The sequence below is a fragment of the Tenacibaculum aestuariivivum genome (assembly GCF_964507685.1).
GTDB classification, from domain to species: domain Bacteria; phylum Bacteroidota; class Bacteroidia; order Flavobacteriales; family Flavobacteriaceae; genus Polaribacter; species Polaribacter aestuariivivum.
The window spans coordinates 326,311-342,345 of the sequence record NZ_OZ208414.1; the positions used below are offsets into that span (position 1 = coordinate 326,311).

Annotated in this window: 17 protein-coding genes; 6 read left to right on the plus strand and 11 right to left on the minus strand. The window is 27.5% G+C overall.

The genetic code is table 11. From position 1 onward, the window contains the following. Positions 1–61: 61 nt before the first annotated feature. Positions 62–1,015 carry a tRNA dihydrouridine synthase gene (locus tag ACN5J4_RS01305; RefSeq protein ID WP_418650365.1) on the plus strand — a complete coding sequence of 318 codons (954 nt, stop codon included), beginning with the start codon at positions 62–64 and terminating at the stop codon, positions 1,013–1,015. An 82-nt stretch (positions 1,016–1,097) separates the two neighbouring features. Here the strand turns inward: ACN5J4_RS01305 and ACN5J4_RS01310 are convergent, their stop codons facing one another. Continuing rightward, positions 1,098–2,411, minus strand: coding sequence for a DEAD/DEAH box helicase (locus ACN5J4_RS01310; RefSeq protein WP_418650366.1), 1,314 nt, complete (start codon positions 2,409–2,411; stop codon positions 1,098–1,100). Positions 2,412–2,536: 125 nt separating this feature from the next. Between ACN5J4_RS01310 and ACN5J4_RS01315 the strand changes: the two genes are divergently transcribed. Further along, entirely contained in the window at positions 2,537–3,319 is a 783-nt protein-coding gene (locus ACN5J4_RS01315; RefSeq protein ID WP_418650367.1) for an alpha/beta fold hydrolase, read from the plus strand. Positions 3,320–3,455: 136 nt separating this feature from the next. Here ACN5J4_RS01315 and ACN5J4_RS01320 read toward each other — a convergent pair whose 3' ends face one another. From ACN5J4_RS01320 to ACN5J4_RS01335, 4 genes are all read right to left on the minus strand, one after another. Next, positions 3,456–3,890, minus strand: a complete 435-nt coding sequence (locus ACN5J4_RS01320; RefSeq protein ID WP_418650368.1) for a hypothetical protein — start codon at positions 3,888–3,890, stop codon at positions 3,456–3,458. Positions 3,891–4,117: 227 nt separating this feature from the next. Next, a complete protein-coding gene (locus ACN5J4_RS01325; protein ID WP_418650369.1) occupies positions 4,118–4,516 on the minus strand; it encodes a GlcG/HbpS family heme-binding protein in 399 nt (132 codons plus the stop codon). A gap of 48 nt (positions 4,517–4,564) precedes the next feature. Continuing rightward, positions 4,565–5,563: a PLP-dependent cysteine synthase family protein gene (locus tag ACN5J4_RS01330; RefSeq protein WP_418650370.1), complete on the minus strand. Its 999-nt coding sequence runs from the start codon at positions 5,561–5,563 to the stop codon at positions 4,565–4,567. A gap of 118 nt (positions 5,564–5,681) precedes the next feature. Further along, positions 5,682–7,778, minus strand: coding sequence for a S9 family peptidase (locus tag ACN5J4_RS01335; protein ID WP_418651123.1), 2,097 nt, complete (start codon positions 7,776–7,778; stop codon positions 5,682–5,684). Between the two features lie 136 nt (positions 7,779–7,914). On the opposite strand from ACN5J4_RS01335, the gene ACN5J4_RS01340 reads away from it, so the two are divergent. From ACN5J4_RS01340 to ACN5J4_RS01350, 3 genes are read left to right on the plus strand one after another with little or no spacing between them, the layout of a single operon-like run. Next, on the plus strand, positions 7,915–8,238 hold the full coding sequence (locus ACN5J4_RS01340) for a YbaB/EbfC family nucleoid-associated protein (RefSeq protein ID WP_418650371.1): 324 nt from the start codon (positions 7,915–7,917) through the stop codon (positions 8,236–8,238). Between the two features lie 2 nt (positions 8,239–8,240). Continuing rightward, positions 8,241–8,534, plus strand: a complete 294-nt coding sequence (locus ACN5J4_RS01345) for a DUF2752 domain-containing protein (RefSeq protein WP_418650372.1) — start codon at positions 8,241–8,243, stop codon at positions 8,532–8,534. 11 nt (positions 8,535–8,545) lie between these two features. Further along, positions 8,546–8,878 (plus strand): CCC motif membrane protein, encoded by a 333-nt coding sequence (locus ACN5J4_RS01350; RefSeq protein WP_418650373.1) that lies wholly within the window; start codon positions 8,546–8,548, stop codon positions 8,876–8,878. Between the two features lie 40 nt (positions 8,879–8,918). On the opposite strand, the gene ACN5J4_RS01355 is transcribed toward ACN5J4_RS01350, so the two are convergent. The 6 genes from ACN5J4_RS01355 to ACN5J4_RS01380 form a co-directional block, all read right to left on the minus strand. After that, complete coding sequence (locus tag ACN5J4_RS01355; RefSeq protein ID WP_418650374.1) at positions 8,919–10,112, minus strand: DUF58 domain-containing protein; 1,194 nt, start codon at positions 10,110–10,112, stop codon at positions 8,919–8,921. A gap of 140 nt (positions 10,113–10,252) precedes the next feature. Further along, a complete protein-coding gene (locus tag ACN5J4_RS01360; protein ID WP_418650375.1) occupies positions 10,253–11,257 on the minus strand; it encodes an AAA family ATPase in 1,005 nt (334 codons plus the stop codon). 4 nt (positions 11,258–11,261) lie between these two features. Continuing rightward, positions 11,262–12,488 carry a DUF4350 domain-containing protein gene (locus tag ACN5J4_RS01365; RefSeq protein ID WP_418650376.1) on the minus strand — a complete coding sequence of 409 codons (1,227 nt, stop codon included), beginning with the start codon at positions 12,486–12,488 and terminating at the stop codon, positions 11,262–11,264. Positions 12,489–12,492: 4 nt separating this feature from the next. Continuing rightward, positions 12,493–13,224 carry a DUF4129 domain-containing protein gene (locus ACN5J4_RS01370; protein WP_418650377.1) on the minus strand — a complete coding sequence of 244 codons (732 nt, stop codon included), beginning with the start codon at positions 13,222–13,224 and terminating at the stop codon, positions 12,493–12,495. A gap of 4 nt (positions 13,225–13,228) precedes the next feature. Further along, the gene (locus ACN5J4_RS01375) at positions 13,229–14,080 is read right to left on the minus strand and encodes a hypothetical protein (protein ID WP_418650378.1); all 852 of its coding nucleotides are present in this window, start codon (positions 14,078–14,080) and stop codon (positions 13,229–13,231) included. After that, positions 14,073–15,038 carry a stage II sporulation protein M gene (locus ACN5J4_RS01380; protein ID WP_418650379.1) on the minus strand — a complete coding sequence of 322 codons (966 nt, stop codon included), beginning with the start codon at positions 15,036–15,038 and terminating at the stop codon, positions 14,073–14,075. Before ACN5J4_RS01380 ends, ACN5J4_RS01375 begins: the two co-directional genes overlap by 8 nt. Positions 15,039–15,157: 119 nt before the next feature. Between ACN5J4_RS01380 and ACN5J4_RS01385 the strand changes: the two genes are divergently transcribed. Then, entirely contained in the window at positions 15,158–15,874 is a 717-nt protein-coding gene (locus ACN5J4_RS01385; RefSeq protein ID WP_418650380.1) for an RDD family protein, read from the plus strand. Positions 15,875–16,035 lie beyond the last annotated feature (161 nt).

The window sequence follows — 16,035 nt, forward strand, 5'->3', positions numbered from 1 at the left end:
ATAAAGTTTTACTTTAAAATATCAAGAATAAGTAAGTTATATTTGTAGCTTATTAGATACTATGAGTTTTACATTACTTTCATCACCCTTACAGGGTTTTACCGATTTTAGATTTAGAAATGCACAGCATAAATATTTCGGAGGTATTGATACTTATTACGCGCCATACATTAGATTGAATGGAAAAATGATTATAAAATCGAGTTATAAGCGTGATTTGTTACCTGAAAACAATGACACTTTAACCGTAATTCCACAGGTAATAACCAACGATCCTGATGAATTTTTATTTGTTGCAAAATATGTACAAAGCTTAGGCTATAAAGAATTAAACTGGAATTTAGGTTGCCCGTATCCGATGGTTACAAAATCAGGAATGGGTTCTGGATTAATTTGTAATCCTGCTAGAATTGATGAAGTTTTACACAAAGCACACAACGAAACTGATATTTTAGTTTCAATGAAAATGAGAATGGGATATGAGAATAGTAATGAAATTTTAAACTCCTTTCCTATTTTAGATAAATATCCTTTAAAAAATATTGCCATTCATGCACGTATAGGAAAGCAATTATACAAAGGTGGTGTTGATTTAGATGCTTTTCAAAAATGTATTGATGTTGCTAAACATCAATTATATTATAACGGAGATATTACAACAGTAGCTGGTTTTAAAGCCATGCAAGAGCGTTTTCCTAGTATTAGTCATTTTATGATTGGGCGTGGTTTAATTGCTGATCCGTTTTTACCACAAATGATTAAAGACAATAAAACGGAATATCCTGAAGATAGATGGCAAAGGTTTGAAGCTTTTCATAATGAAATTTATCAACAATATGATGAAGCTTTATCAGGACCAACACCTATCAAAATGAAAATGTTAGGTTTTTGGGAATATTTTTCAAAGTCATTTGATAATCCGCAGAAAACTTATAAACAGATTAAAAAAGCTGGAAATCAGAAAAAATATCAAATAGCTGTAAAAGAAATTTTAAGTAATGAAAAACGTCTTTAATAGTTATTCTGTAATTAATTTATAAAAAAAGGCTATTTCTTAAATTTAAGAAATAGCCTTTTTTATTATTTTTGATTAATTCTTAAGCCAAAGTAATACGTACTTTTTTATTTTTTAAACGCGTATTATTTAATTCTTCAATTAATTTTTTTGCTTCACTTACAGGAACTGATATAAAAGCACAATCTTGCTTTAATTCAATAACACCTAATTGTTCTTTTGTTAAGTTTCCTTTTTTGAAAAATAATCCTGCAATATCTCCTTTTGATATTTTATCTTTTCTTCCTCCTGAAATAAATAAAGTTTCCCAATAATGAGCTTTTATTTTTTGTTTCTGAGAAATATCTTCATTCGGAATATTTTTAAGAAATTCTGGTAAATTTTCTTTTTGCCATTTTAAAATATATGCTGTTCCTTTTGCATTTACCCTTGCAGTTCTACCATTTCTATGAGTAAACTCCTCAATTCTTTCTGGCAATTCGTAATGAATAATATATTTCATTTCAGGAATATCAATACCTCTTGCAGCTAAATCAGTTGCAATTAATACCTGACTTGTACCATTTCTGAATTTTATTAATGAACGCTCACGATCTCTTTGTTCCATTCCTCCAGAAAAACAACTATGTGCTATTTTATTTTTACCTAAAAATTCGCTTACGTGATTAATACTATCTTTTAAGTTACAAAAAATAATTCCTTGCTGATTTCCTACATGCTGTAACAATTCAAGTAACGTTTGGTTTTTGTTTTTAATAGGAGAAACCACCGTTTTCAAGGTTAATTGTCTTGATTTTTTTCCTGTTAAGTAATTTAATACCGTTGGTTTATTTAAACCAACAAATTGTGGGATTTCTGTTTCCTGCGTTGCAGAAGTTAAAATACGTTTTTTAAGATTTGGTAATTGATTGATAATCCCTCTCATTTCAGATTCAAAACCAACTTCTAATGATTTATCGAATTCATCTAAAATTAAAGTTTGAATACTATCTTTAGAAAAACGTTCGTTTGCAAAATGATCTAAAATTCTACCAGGCGTACCAATTAAAATACTTGGTATATGTTTTAATTCAATTTTATCTTTTGCCATTGAACGTCCACCATACACTGCATTTACTTTTAAACCAGTTCCCATTTCACGAATAACCTGTTCTATTTGAATAGCTAATTCTCTTGATGGCACTAATATTAAAGCTTGAATTTCTTTATTTTCAGAATCTATTAATTTTAATGTTGGCAATAAAAAACCTAAAGTTTTACCAGTTCCTGTTGGTGAAAGTATAACTGTATTTGCTGTTGTATCTATTACTGAAATAGCTTTTTGTTGCATTTCATTTAACTCATAGATATTTAGTTTTGCTAAAATATCTTCTTGTGTTTTTACTGTTATTGCCATAATATTTGAATATCTATGAAGTTTTTATTAATTGCAAAGATAGGTAGTGTATATTTATTTACCCTAAAAATACTTAAAGTTGATAAATTAAATTATTTTAGCGTGAATTTTAAATTTTATTCTTTTTGTTAAATTACTATTCTTACAAACACACTACCTCTACACAGTGGGTAACTTTTGTTCACGGAGCAGGTGGTAGTAGTTCTATTTGGTACAAACAACTTAGAGATTTTAAAAAACACTTTAATGTGTTAATTTTAGATTTGCGTGGTCATGGCGATAGTAAAACTATTATAAAAACACCTTTTAATAAAAAATATACATTTGATGCTATTACTGATGATATTGTAGAAGTTATAGAGCATTTAAAGATTAAAAAATCACATTTTGTAGGCATTTCACTAGGTACTATTTTAATAAGAAACTTAGCTGAATCAAAGCCTTATTTGGTTAGCAGTATGATTATGGGAGGTGCTATTATTAAACTAAATTTACGCTCTAGATTTTTAATTTTCGTGGGAAATTTGTTTAAATCAGTAGTTCCTTATATGTTATTGTATAAGCTTTTTGCTTTTATAATAATGCCTAAAAAAAATCATAAAAAATCACGTTCCCTTTTTGTTAATGAAGCCAAAAAATTATATCAAAAAGAATTTTTACGTTGGTTTAAATTAACTTCTGAAATTAATCCACTATTACTTATTTTTAGAATGAAAGATCTTAAAATACCTACTTTATATATTATGGGAGAAGAAGATCATTTATTTTTACCTTCTATTAAAAGTGTCGTAGAAAAACATGTAAATGCTTCTTTAGTTATAATACAAAAATGTGGGCATGTAGTTAATGTTGAAAAAGCTACTATATTTAATGCTAAAACTATTAAATACATTAATTCATTACCTTAAAAAATTAATAGTTTTAAAGCTTTAAGTATTTATAAATAATAAACACCTTAACAATACAAGTATTACTAAGGTGTTTATTATTTATTTTATATTTTAAAATGCTATCTATTTACTTAGAAAAGCACTAATAACTTTATTAATTATTAAATAACTTATTAACTTCACTTAAAGTTAATAACTTAGATTCTGTTAAAACATCAGGTTCTCTACTTACATATTGTTGAATTTTCATCTTAACTTCACCTTGATCTCTTACATATTTAAAATATACCGCTTCTCCATTAGCTTTTATTTGATATCTACTACCAGTTGCTTCTTCATAACCTCTAGCAATAATTTGATGTAACTTATTGGCATCATTATCTACATTTTTAAATGAAAAAAAGATATATTCATTTACTGGATTGTTAACATTTTTATAAAATAAATTATATGCCTCATTACCTACTTTTTCTAGGTAAACAAATTCTACTTGTCCAACAACATCTATTTTTGTTTTTTCAACAAATTCAATTTGAGAATAGGATGCTACAGCAAAAAATAATGCTGCTAAAAAAAATAGTTTTTTCATAAATATTAAAATTTTAAAGTTTGATATAAATATATTTGATTATAATTAAATAATACGCTTTTTTTATGAAAATATTATATTATAATGATAAATTATCAAAATTAACCACGAATCAACTATAAATCATTGAATAATTAGTTATAATTTGCTATCGTTTTTTAACTTATTAAATAAAAAGGATGGCTTAATAAGCTATCCTTTTTATTTCCATTTTATTAAAAAACTGTTTAAATAGCATTTGCTCCAGCTTCAGCTACAGTATGATCATTCTCTACAGAACTACCACTAACACCAATTGCACCAATAATAGTACCATTAGCATCTTTAATAGGCACTCCTCCTGGAAATGTAATCAATCCGTTATTAGAGTGCTCAATATTATATAAAGGAGCTCCTGGTTGTGATAGCTCACCAACAACTCCTGTATTCATATCAAAAAAACGAGCTGTTTTTGCTTTTTTTATTGAAATATCTAAAGATCCTAACCAAGCTCCATCCATACGTGCAAAAGCTACTAAATTTGCACCTGCATCTACTATGGCAATATTCATTTTTGTATCAATTGCTATTGATTTAGTTTTTGCTACCGAAATAATTTCCTCTGCTTGTTCTAATGAAATATTCATATTTTATATTTTTATTAATTATTCTAAACTTAAAAAGCAGACATAAAACTATTCTAAAAAACCTTGTTCTTTCATCCATTTATCTGAATAAATTTTATTCATATAACGAGAACCATGATCAGGTAAAATAATAACAACTACACTGTCAGCATCAAAATACCCTTTATCAGCATATTGTTTAGTAGCTTGTAAAACTGCTCCTGATGTATAACCACAAAATAAACCTTCTACTTTTACTAACTCTCTTGATTTAAGTGCTGCATCTTTGTCTGAAACTTTTTCATAAATATCAATAACATCAAAATCAGTAGCTGTAGGTATTAAATTTTTACCTAATCCTTCTATTTTGTATGGTGATATTTCATTTTCGTCAAACTTACCAGTTTCATGGTATTTTTTTAAAACAGAACCTATAGCATCTACTCCTAAAACTTTTATTTTAGGGTTTTTTTCTTTTAAATACTTTCCTGTACCTGAAATGGTACCTCCAGTACCACTAGCAACTACTATGTGTGTTACTTTACCTTTAGTTTGTTTCCATATTTCAGGACCTGTACTTTTATAATGAGCTTCAATATTTAACTCATTAAAATATTGATTAATGTAAATAGAACCTGGGTTTTCTCTATGTAATCTTTTAGCTACTTCATAATAAGAACGAGGATCATCGGCTGCAACGTAAGCAGGGCAAACATGCACCTTTGCTCCCATTGACTTTAACATATCTATTTTATCTTGTGATGATTTATCACTTACTGCTAAAATACATTTATAACCTTTTATAACGCTAATCATTGCTATTGAAAAACCTGTATTACCTGAGGTTGTTTCAACAATAATATCTCCTGGTTTTAAAATACCTTTTTTCTCAGCGCTTTCAATGATATGCAATGCTATTCTATCTTTTGCTGAATGCCCAGGATTAAAGGCTTCTACTTTTGCGTAATAAGTACCTAAGAAATTCTTAGTTATTTTATCTAGCTTTATCATTGGAGTTTGCCCAACTAAATCTAATATTGAATTGGTAATACCTTTGTGTCTATTCATTATTATTATAAAATAAGAAAGCGTCATTGTAAAAATGAACACGAATTTATCTAATTGAGATTACTTCAATGTTATTTTACAATGATGCTCTAATACTCAATTGAGCACAAAAATATAATTATTTTTCTAACTTACCCTCTAACATTAAAAAGAAGCTATAATCTTGTGCTGTTTCTTTTAATGAATCAAACCTACCTGAAGCTCCTCCATGACCAGTTTCCATATTTGTTTGTAAAAATAACATGTTATTATTTGTTTTTACATCTCTAAGTTTAGCTATCCATTTAGCTGGTTCCCAGTACTGTACTTGACTATCATGTAAACCTGTTGTGATTAAAATATTAGGATAGGCTTTTGCTTTTACTTGATCATAGGGAGAATATGATTTAATATAGTCATAATATTCTTTATCATTTGGGTTTCCCCACTCATCATACTCACCTGTTGTTAACGGAATCGTATCATCTAACATAGTTGAAATTACATCTACAAAAGGTACCGCTGCTATTATTCCATTATATAATTCAGGATTCATATTAATAATTGCCCCCATTAATAACCCTCCGGCAGAACCTCCCATAGCATATAAGTGAGCTGGTGATGTATAACCTTCAGTTATTAAATACTTTGAACAGTCTATAAAATCGTTAAAAGTATTTTTTTTATTTAACATTTTACCATCTTCATACCACTCACGGCCTAAATACTCGCTACCTCTAATGTGCGCCAATGCATATACAAAACCTCTGTCTAATAAACTTAAACGTGTTGTTGAAAATCCGTCAGAAATTGTATGCCCATAAGAACCATATGCATATTGTAAAATTGGAGTTTCTTTTGTAAGTTTTGTGTTTTTATGATGTACTATTGATAAGGCTACTTTTTTACCATCGCGCGCAGTAACCCAAATACGCTTACTTACATAGTTTTCTTTATCAAACTTACCTCCCAAAACCTCTTGTTCCTTTTTTACTTCTTGAGATTGATCTTTCATATTAAAATCAATTACAGAGCTAGGTGTAGTCATTGAATTATATGAAAAACGAATTACATCGGTATCAAATTCTGGATTTCCATGTACACCTGCCGAATAAGTTTCTTCAGTGAAAGGCAAATAATAATCTTCGGTAGCATCCCAGCGTTTAATTCTAATTTTATTTAAACCATTAGTTCTTTCTTCTAAAACTAAATATTCTTTAAAAATTGAAAAATCTTCAAATAAAGTATCTTCTCTATGCGGAATTACATCTATCCAATTTTCTTTTTCAGTTTTATTTTCTGGAGTTTTCATCAATTTAAAATTAATTGCTCCATCTTTATTTGTTTTTATATAAAAATGATCTTCATAATGAGCAATATCATACTCTAAATCACGCTCACGAGCCTGTATAATTCTAAAATTACCATTTGGATTAACTGCTTCTAATACCTGATACTCATTAGAAACGGTATTATAAGAACCTATAATTAAATATTTTTTTGATTTTGTTTTAGTTACAAAAGTTCCAAAAGTTTCATCTTTTTCCTCAAAAACTAATACATCCTCAGTAGCATTAGTTCCTAAAACATGTTTGTATATTTGTGAACTTCGTAATGTTTCAGGATCTTTTTTGGTGTAAAAAATTGTTTTATTATCATTTGCCCAAACAGCAGCTCCTGTAGTATTTTCTATTTTATCAGGATAAATTTCACCTGTTTCTAAATTTTTAATTTTAATAGTATATTGACGGCGACTTACCGTATCAGTAGCAAAAGTAGTTAGCTTATTATTTGACGAAATACTTAAGCCACCTAATTGAAAATAATCATAGCCTTTAGCTTCATCATTTACATTAAACATTATTTCTTCTTTGGCTAACAAATCACCTTTTCTTCTACTAAAAATAGGATATTGCTGCCCCTTTTTATAACGTGTAATATAATAATAACCATCTTTTTTATAAGGTACAGATTCATCATCTTCCTTAATACGTCCTTTCATTTCTTCAAATAACTGCTCTTGAAAGTCTTTTGTAAATTTAGTACTTTCTTCATAATAAGAATTTTCTGCAGTTAAGTAATCGTATACCTTTTGAGTTTGTTCATCTTTAACTTCTGCATTTTTTTGAGCGTCGGTTAAACGCATCCAAAAATAATCATCAGTACGTATGTCTCCATGTTTTTCTAAGTTTTTCGGTTGCTTTTCGGCTATTGGAGCTATAATATCTTTATTCATTTCTTTGTTTTTGCAGTTAACAAAAATAAGACTAAAAGCTATAGTAGCTTGCATTATTTTTTTCATTTTCTATTAAGTTGAATATTTTACTAGTAAAGTACTATTTTTGCTTTAATTTAAATTTAAAATTAAAAAAATGTTTGGAGATATTTCAGGAATGATGGGTAAATTAAAAGATGCTCAAAAAAAAGTTGAAGAAACTAAAAAACGTTTAAATACTGTTTTAATTGATGAGTCAACAGCTAATGGTGCTTTAAAAATTACTGTTACCGCTAATAACGAAATTAAAGCTATATCAATCAATGAATCTTTATTAGAAGATAAAGAAGAGTTAGAGGATTATTTAATATTAACTCTAAATAAAGCTTTAAAAAGAGCTGGTCAAATTAATGAACATGAATTAGCCGTTGCAGCAAAAGATGGAATGCCAAATATTCCTGGAATGGATATGTTTAAATAAATATGTATTTACAACTAAACGATTATATGTTGCCTTGTTTAAATAAAAAATTCTTTGGAATTGATTGTTTAGGTTGTGGTATTCAACGAGCATTAAATTTACTAATTCACGGTAATTTTATTGCAGCTTTTAAAATGTATCCAGCAATTTATACATTATTACTATTAGCTATAATTGTTGTTGTTAATTTTTTTACAAATATTAAATACGCTCAAAAATTAATTAGAATTTTAGCTATCATAAATATAATTATCATTATTATAAGTTATATTATAAAAATAAATCAATTACTTTAAAAATTAAAACTATGGAAAAACAAAAATTACCTAACGCTACAATAGCCTTAGTTTTAGGCATTTTCTCAATCATAACCTGTTGTTGTTATGGTATTATTGGATTACCTCTTGGTATTGCTGCCTTTATTATGGGTAATAAAGCTATTAAGTTAAATGATGAAAACCCTGATATATACGAGGGTGTTAAAAATGCAAGTATTGCTAAAACATTAGGTATTATTGGTATAATTATTAATATTATTGTTTTTGCTTTTATAATTTATGGAATGTCTTTAATAGGATGGGATGCTATAGGAAATGAAGAATTAATGATGGAAAGATTAAATGAATTGCAAAATAAATAAAATTTTATTTATAAAAAAGCAACCTATTTAGGTTGCTTTTTTATATCATTCCTTTTGCTTTAAACTCTAAGTACTTATTTATTACATTTACAGATAATTGATCAGGCTTTGTTAAAATAGCATGAACTCTATTTCGTTGTAACTCCTTTACTATTAAACGTTTTTCAAACGCATATTTTTCAGCTATTGTTTTATGATAAATATCTTGTAAATCTTTTGAATTTTTATTTATCAAACTATCCAACTCTGTATTTTCAAAAAAAACAATAACCAATAAGTGTTTTTTAGCAATTGCTTTTAAATAAGGTAATTGCCTTTTTAAAGCAGAAATATGTTCAAAATTTGTATATAAAATCAATAAACTTCGTTGATTAATTTTTCTTTTAATAGTTACGTACAGTAATGCAAAATTAGCCTCTGTAAAATTGGTTGTTATATTATATAACTCTTCGTTTATTAAATCTAAATTTGTTTTTTTACTACTTGCAGCTATAATTTTTTCTACTTTTTTAGAAAATGTTAGCATACCTGCCTTATCATTTTTTAACAAGGCAATGTTTGAAAACGCTAAGGTTGAATTGATAGCATAATCTAACAAGCTTAACCCCTCAAAAGGCATTTTCATAACACGACCTAAATCGATAATTGAATAAATAGATTGTGATTTTTCATCTTGATATTGGTTTACCATCAACTCCCCTCTTTTGGCTGTTGCTTTCCAATTTACGTTACGCACATCATCACCCGGAATATAATTTTTAATTTGCTCAAACTCCATTGTTTGACCTACTCGTCTAATTTTTTTCATTCCGAACTCTGTCAAATTATTATGCATTGCCAAAAACTCGTACTTTTTCATTTGAACATACGACGGATATACTTTTACATTTTTATCATCTGAAAAAGTATATCTTCTTGAAAATAGTTGTAATCTAGAAGATACAAAAACATGCACAGATCCGAAGTTATACACACCCCTTTCTACCGGACGAACAGTGTACATAAAAGTTGATTTTTCTGCCAATTGAAGTGCTGTTTTATATTCAAAATCTCTTTTTTGAAATTGTGCCGGTAATTCATCTATAACATCTATAAAAACTTGAAACGGATAGTTATTTTCTAACGTAATTGCAATTTTATTGTCATCTGAATTTGATAATTTATCTGGCACTATTCGCTTAGATGAAAATCCGTTTTTAAATCGATATAAAATAATTAAATCTACAAACATCATTATTAAAAATAACAAAACGAATAACCATGTTACGTTGTATATAATAGGAAACCAAAACGACACTAAAAACAATGCCGACAGCACGCTTATATAACTAAAAAAGCGACTGTGAATGTATATTGATTTGAAGAAATTAATCACTATCTCGGAACTTCTACAGATTGAACAATTATATCAATAACCTTATCTGTCGTCATACCTTCCATTTCTCTTTCTGGAGTTAACATAATTCTATGACGTAACACAGGGTAAATACTTTTTTTTACATCTTCAGGAATCACAAAATCACGTCCGTTAATTGCTGCAAAAGCTTTAGATGCCATTAGTACAGCAATACTTGCTCTTGGTGAACCTCCTAAATATAAATGTGCATTGTTACGTGTATTAGATATTAGTTGGGCAATGTATTTAATAATTTTTTCTTCTACCAATACCTCAAATATTTTACTTCTATATTCTAATAAATCTGACTCAGTTAAAACAGCCTCAATTTTTGATTGTGGTAATGCACCTTTTCGATTGTTATGAGTAGTAATTATTTTAATTTCTTCTTCTAAACTAGGATATCCAACATTTATTTTGAATAAAAAACGGTCTAATTGTGCTTCTGGCAACGCATAAGTTCCTTCCTGTTCTATAGGGTTTTGAGTTGCCAATACCATAAAAGGCGGATTCATAACATAACATTCTCCATCCATCGTTATTTGCTTCTCTTCCATCACCTCAAATAAAGCAGCTTGAGTTTTTGCAGGTGCTCTGTTTATTTCATCAATCAATACTATATTTGAAAAAATTGGTCCTTTTTTAAATTCAAAATTAGATGTTTTCATATTTAAAATAGACGTTCCTAATACATCCGAAGGCATTAAATCGGGTGTAAACTGAATTCTACTAAAATCTGTCGCTATCGTTTTTGCTAACAACTTTGCCGTAACTGTTTTTGCAATTCCAGGTACACCTTCAATCAATACATGTCCGTCAGCTAATAAGGCAACTAATAACAGTTCTATAAAATCTTCTTGACCTACAATTACCTTTGCTAACTGTTCTTTTATTTTAGCCACAGCTTCTTTTAATTTTGATAAATCTATTCTACTTGAAAATAGTTCATTAGTTTCTGTTGCTTGGTTATTACCTGTATTCATATTTTTAATTTTTCTTAAAAGCCTCAATCATTTTATTTAAAGCTATCAGCTCGTCTTCTGAAATAATACTTTTAGTATTTATGTTATAAATTTTATTAAACAAAACTTCTATTTTCTCAAATGAATTACCACTTCTGCTTGCTAACTTTTCATAAAAAACAGCATCAATTTTTAAGGTTGACAATCGGTGTGTAACTCTTATATATTCTAAAAAATAATTTATTTTATGAGTTGCTATATTCTTATGATCTGATTTTTCATAATACATATTCGCAATGGTTCTTGTAAATGCTAATGTTTGATTTTTTAAAGGCGTAATTACAGGTATAAATCGCTGATTTCTTTTTCCTTTAAAAATAACAAAAAACAAAACTCCTATTAAAGCAATATAATACGCCCATTTAAGATGTTTAGAACTTAAAATATAGTGCATTGGTGAACTTATTCCCCTTTTTCCTGTTTTATAATACCCGTCCCAAAGAATTGTAGAACTACTACCAGAACCTCCCCTTTGTTCTCCTGAACTATTAGCATCTAAATAAGATAACACACTTGCTACATACCTATAATTTGTATTTAAAAGCATGTTGTAATTGGTAAATGCCTGTGGAAATGTATGTAAGTAAAAAGCACCTTTTCCGAATTTAGTTTTAATAAAATTAGGTTTACGACTTACAATGGAATCTTTTTCATTTTTAATAAGTAATTCACCTAAAATAGTTGTTTTTAAAGTATCTACACTCGAAAAATAAGCTTTCGGAAAATCTCTATCAAAATGATACTCATTCGCATCTAATTTTTTATTAACTATCTTTTGATATGCTTTTTCTTCAAAAGCAGTGGTACTTAACTGTTTTGTTTTAACGTTTAATGTATCTATATGTAAACCGTTGGTAGCTATAAAAACATCATTTCCTCTTGCTACAAATTTTAGCAACTCATTAAACTCTTCTTCTCCAAAATTTAGCTTACCATCAACAAAAAAATAAGTTCCTTTATTTATTGAATCTTTTAAAAACAAATACGGACTTTCATACACTTCTTTTACTTTTTTATTCGCAAAAAGAGAAGGCATTTCTTTGTGTAATATATAAGTTCCATACGGTATTTTGTGTTTCGCATTGTAACTTGGAAACCAATTAATTTCTTTTGGCTTTATAGACTCGATATAAGTTATACCAAGCACAATAAATATTAATAAACCAATGTATATTTTTAGTTTTTTATCCAAAAGCTTAAATTTTAGCAATTATTTTTTTAAAACTAGCTTCTGCTTGTAAAAATTTTTCTTTATCTATTAAAAACTCCCCGTACCAAACGTAATCATACAAATGTGATAGTTTTTTAAAATCTTTATATAAAATTTTATTTAATGATAATTCTCTAATATAATCTTCATTTGTTTTTTCTTGTTGCCAAGAAATTAATTCGTTTTCTGATAAGTTTTTCAATAGCAACAAGTAATAATATCGAGTAGCTAATTTATAATTTTGGTTATTTATGGCTTTATTAATAAGCGTTGGTAAGTCACTTTTGTTTATCAATATTTCTTCATCTGATAAACTTACAATAGCCTTTGCTTTTTTAGCCCCTAAAATATTTATAAAATTTACTTTTAAAAAAAACTTAAGTATTAAAAATAAAATGATACCTGCTGTTATATATGGTAAAATTTTTAATACAACTTTTAAAAAACCAACTACAGGTTTAATATCATCAAAAAAATAAGAAACTATTTTTTTTACTACTCGTTTACCCCAATTCCATAATTTATCTAAAACAGTGGTTGCTGATTTTTTAGTTATATAAATAAAATCTTTTTGTTGTTTATATGTTGTTATTTTTTTAGCATCGAATTTTTGAAGTTCAATATTTAACGTATCAAACTTAACCTTATTTTTTGCTGTTTGTGAAAATACACTAACAGAAAAAAATAAAAATATTATATAAAAAAGTAAGTGTTTCAATATATTACTGACCTAAGCCTTCAATTTTTTCTATGGTTCCTGTTAAGTTTTTTTGTTCGTTAATATCAAAATAAATAAAAACGTTGGTAATTAAAGTAATAGCGTAAAACATTAATTGCCCTACTATAGATATAAAATATAAGATTAAATAAATAGGGTCTTTAAATAAATTAAATACAGCTGTTGGATCTTGATTATCAATACCTATTCCTATTTTAATAAACTGATATATAGTTGCTGGTATTTGAAAAACATACCCTAAAATACTTACCAAAAGTGCTACAACAAAAATAACACCAAATGTTTCTAAAAAATGCCCCCTTATAAAACTAAAACATTTTGTAATAGTTGTGGTTGCTGATTCGTTTTCAAAAACTAATATTGATGCGCCTAATGATAAAACGGTTGCTGTATAAAACATAGGTAGTACACATAATAATAAACTTAACACAAGAATTAACATTGCTATGATTCCAAAACCTGCAAACGACCAAAATTTTTGCTTCGAATTTTCTTTTATTTCAGTTGCATTTATAACTCCATTATTATCAATGTATGATTTAATATAATACATACCTGCAAGGTTAATAAACACAATAGTTACTATGTAAGAAATGGCCATTATAAAACCAGCACCACCAATACCTAACATATCAGAGGTACTTTCTTTTGATAAATTAATAAAAGAGTATCCTACAAATATTCCTAAAACTATTGTAATTAAAATAGGTATTGTTGCTACCTTTAAAATGGTTAAAAAAAAATCTTTTCCTTCTAAACGCATAAACTTAAAAGCATCGGTAATAATAGCTCCTAAATCTCTTTCTTTTTTAAACTCAATGTACTCCTTATTCATTTTTATGTTGATTTTTATAAATATTAATTGGATAAATTATGTAATAAAATATAATGATTATTAATGATGTTAAAATAATAAAAATTGCTAGCCAATTAGGCATTTCAGTATAACGCGTTACAAAACCTTCTAAAAAACCGGCTATAATAAAAAACGGAATAGTACTTACCATAATTTTTAATCCGTCGTTCATACTTTTTTTAAAAGATTCTAATCGAGAATAGGTTTTCGGAAATAATAATCCGTTTCCTAAAACCAAACCTGCGCAACCAGCAATTATTATTACTGATATTTCTATGGTACCATGAATCCAAATAGTTCGAGACGATTCCCAAAGCAAATTCTTATCATAAAAAAAATATAAAAATGAACCCAACATTATACCATTCTGCATCATAATATATAACGTTCCTAAAGAAAACAAGATTCCTAAAACAAAAGCATACATGGCTACTTTTATATTGTTTATGGTAATTCCTATAAACATATCTACCGCATTGGACTTCTTGTAAACTGCCATCGGATCACCTTTTTCAATATTCTCTAAAGTCATATTCACATAACTATCACCTAAAATAAGGCGAACAAAATCAACATCATTTGCTGATGAAAAAACACCTACTAAACTAAAAAAAGCAAACACACTAAAGGCAATTAGCAACTGTTTTTGATGTTTGTAAAATAGTAACGGAAATTCAGTTTTAAAAAAAGTAAACAATCTATTTTTACTTTCTTTTTTAGTTTTATAAATTTTTTGATGTGCCACAGCGGCTATCGAGTTTAAATACACAAAAGTGTTTCCATGTGGGTAAAAAGTTTTTACATAGCTTAAATCATCTGTTAACTCTACGTATAACGAGGCTAATGTATCAGGTGAAACTAACGTTTTATTGTATAAAGCATCTTCAAACAACTGCCACTTTTCTTTATTTTTTTTTACAAAAGCTGCCTCTCTCATTTCTCTAAAAAATTACAGCAAAAAGTAAAAGAAACCTTTCTTATCATAGAATATTTTTATCTTAGCTAAACTAAAAAAACTAACACAGTAATCATATAAAAAAATAGAAAAACTAATTAATGAATAATTTACAAATAGAAACAGCTCAAAACATAACTATACATCAAAACCTAGCTCATATTACCACACGTATTGGTTCGTTTTTAATTGATGGTTTATTTATTACTGGCTACTATATTATTATGTTTTTAATCATGACAATGCTTAATATAGCGCCAAGCATGGAGTATATGAGCTTATATATGCTATTAGCACTTCCTTCTTTTTTTTACAGCTTACTTTTTGAAACATTAATGAACGGGCAAACACCTGGTAAATATTTTAACCAAACTCGAGTTGTTAAAATAGATGGGTCAGAACCTACTTTTGGTAGTTATTTAACACGTTGGTTACTACGCATAATCGATTTTAGTTTAGCCGGTGGATCTGTTGCTGTTTTAACTATCCTTTTGAACGGAAAAGGGCAACGTTTAGGTGATATAGCCGCAGCTACTACTGTAATTTCTGAAAAGAAAAAAATTAGCTTAAAAAATACAATTGCTAGTGATATTTCAGAAAATTATACTCCTGTTTACACACAAGTTTCTTTACTAACCGATAAAGATATACATACGATAAAAAAAATATATGAAGATGCTAAAAATAAAAGAAAATACAACGTTATTTTAAAACTACACGAAAAAATAATAGCATTAACAAATATCACTACCAACCAAAAACCAATAGATTTTATAGCTACTGTTATAAAAGACTATCACCATTACGCTCAGCAATAAAAACAATTTTTATTAAAAAAGTATTTATAGGCAATGCTTTATTAAGCTACCTATTTTTCTTTTAAAAAAAACAACAAACACTTTTTTTTGTTAATAAATACCCTATTAAAAACAATTTCAAATATTTTTAATAACGTATTTTCGCCATCCTTTTTTTATTA

Excerpts from the sequence above, each read along its gene's own strand:
- ACN5J4_RS01380 (WP_418650379.1), bottom strand. The coding sequence starts at position 15,038 with ATGAGAGAGGCAGCTTTTGTAAAAAAAAATAAAGAAAAGTGGCAGTTG.
- ACN5J4_RS01335 (WP_418651123.1), bottom strand. The coding sequence starts at position 7,778 with ATGAATAAAGATATTATAGCTCCAATAGCCGAAAAGCAACCGAAAAAC.
- ACN5J4_RS01360 (WP_418650375.1), bottom strand. The coding sequence starts at position 11,257 with ATGAATACAGGTAATAACCAAGCAACAGAAACTAATGAACTATTTTCA.
- ACN5J4_RS01320 (WP_418650368.1), bottom strand. The coding sequence starts at position 3,890 with ATGAAAAAACTATTTTTTTTAGCAGCATTATTTTTTGCTGTAGCATCC.
- ACN5J4_RS01330 (WP_418650370.1), bottom strand. The coding sequence starts at position 5,563 with ATGAATAGACACAAAGGTATTACCAATTCAATATTAGATTTAGTTGGG.
- ACN5J4_RS01325 (WP_418650369.1), bottom strand. The coding sequence starts at position 4,516 with ATGAATATTTCATTAGAACAAGCAGAGGAAATTATTTCGGTAGCAAAA.
- ACN5J4_RS01355 (WP_418650374.1), bottom strand. The coding sequence starts at position 10,112 with ATGATGTTTGTAGATTTAATTATTTTATATCGATTTAAAAACGGATTT.
- ACN5J4_RS01350 (WP_418650373.1), top strand. The coding sequence starts at position 8,546 with ATGGAAAAACAAAAATTACCTAACGCTACAATAGCCTTAGTTTTAGGC.
- ACN5J4_RS01340 (WP_418650371.1), top strand. The coding sequence starts at position 7,915 with ATGTTTGGAGATATTTCAGGAATGATGGGTAAATTAAAAGATGCTCAA.
- ACN5J4_RS01375 (WP_418650378.1), bottom strand. The coding sequence starts at position 14,080 with ATGAATAAGGAGTACATTGAGTTTAAAAAAGAAAGAGATTTAGGAGCT.
- ACN5J4_RS01345 (WP_418650372.1), top strand. The coding sequence starts at position 8,241 with ATGTATTTACAACTAAACGATTATATGTTGCCTTGTTTAAATAAAAAA.
- ACN5J4_RS01310 (WP_418650366.1), bottom strand. The coding sequence starts at position 2,411 with ATGGCAATAACAGTAAAAACACAAGAAGATATTTTAGCAAAACTAAAT.
- ACN5J4_RS01385 (WP_418650380.1), top strand. The coding sequence starts at position 15,158 with ATGAATAATTTACAAATAGAAACAGCTCAAAACATAACTATACATCAA.
- ACN5J4_RS01305 (WP_418650365.1), top strand. The coding sequence starts at position 62 with ATGAGTTTTACATTACTTTCATCACCCTTACAGGGTTTTACCGATTTT.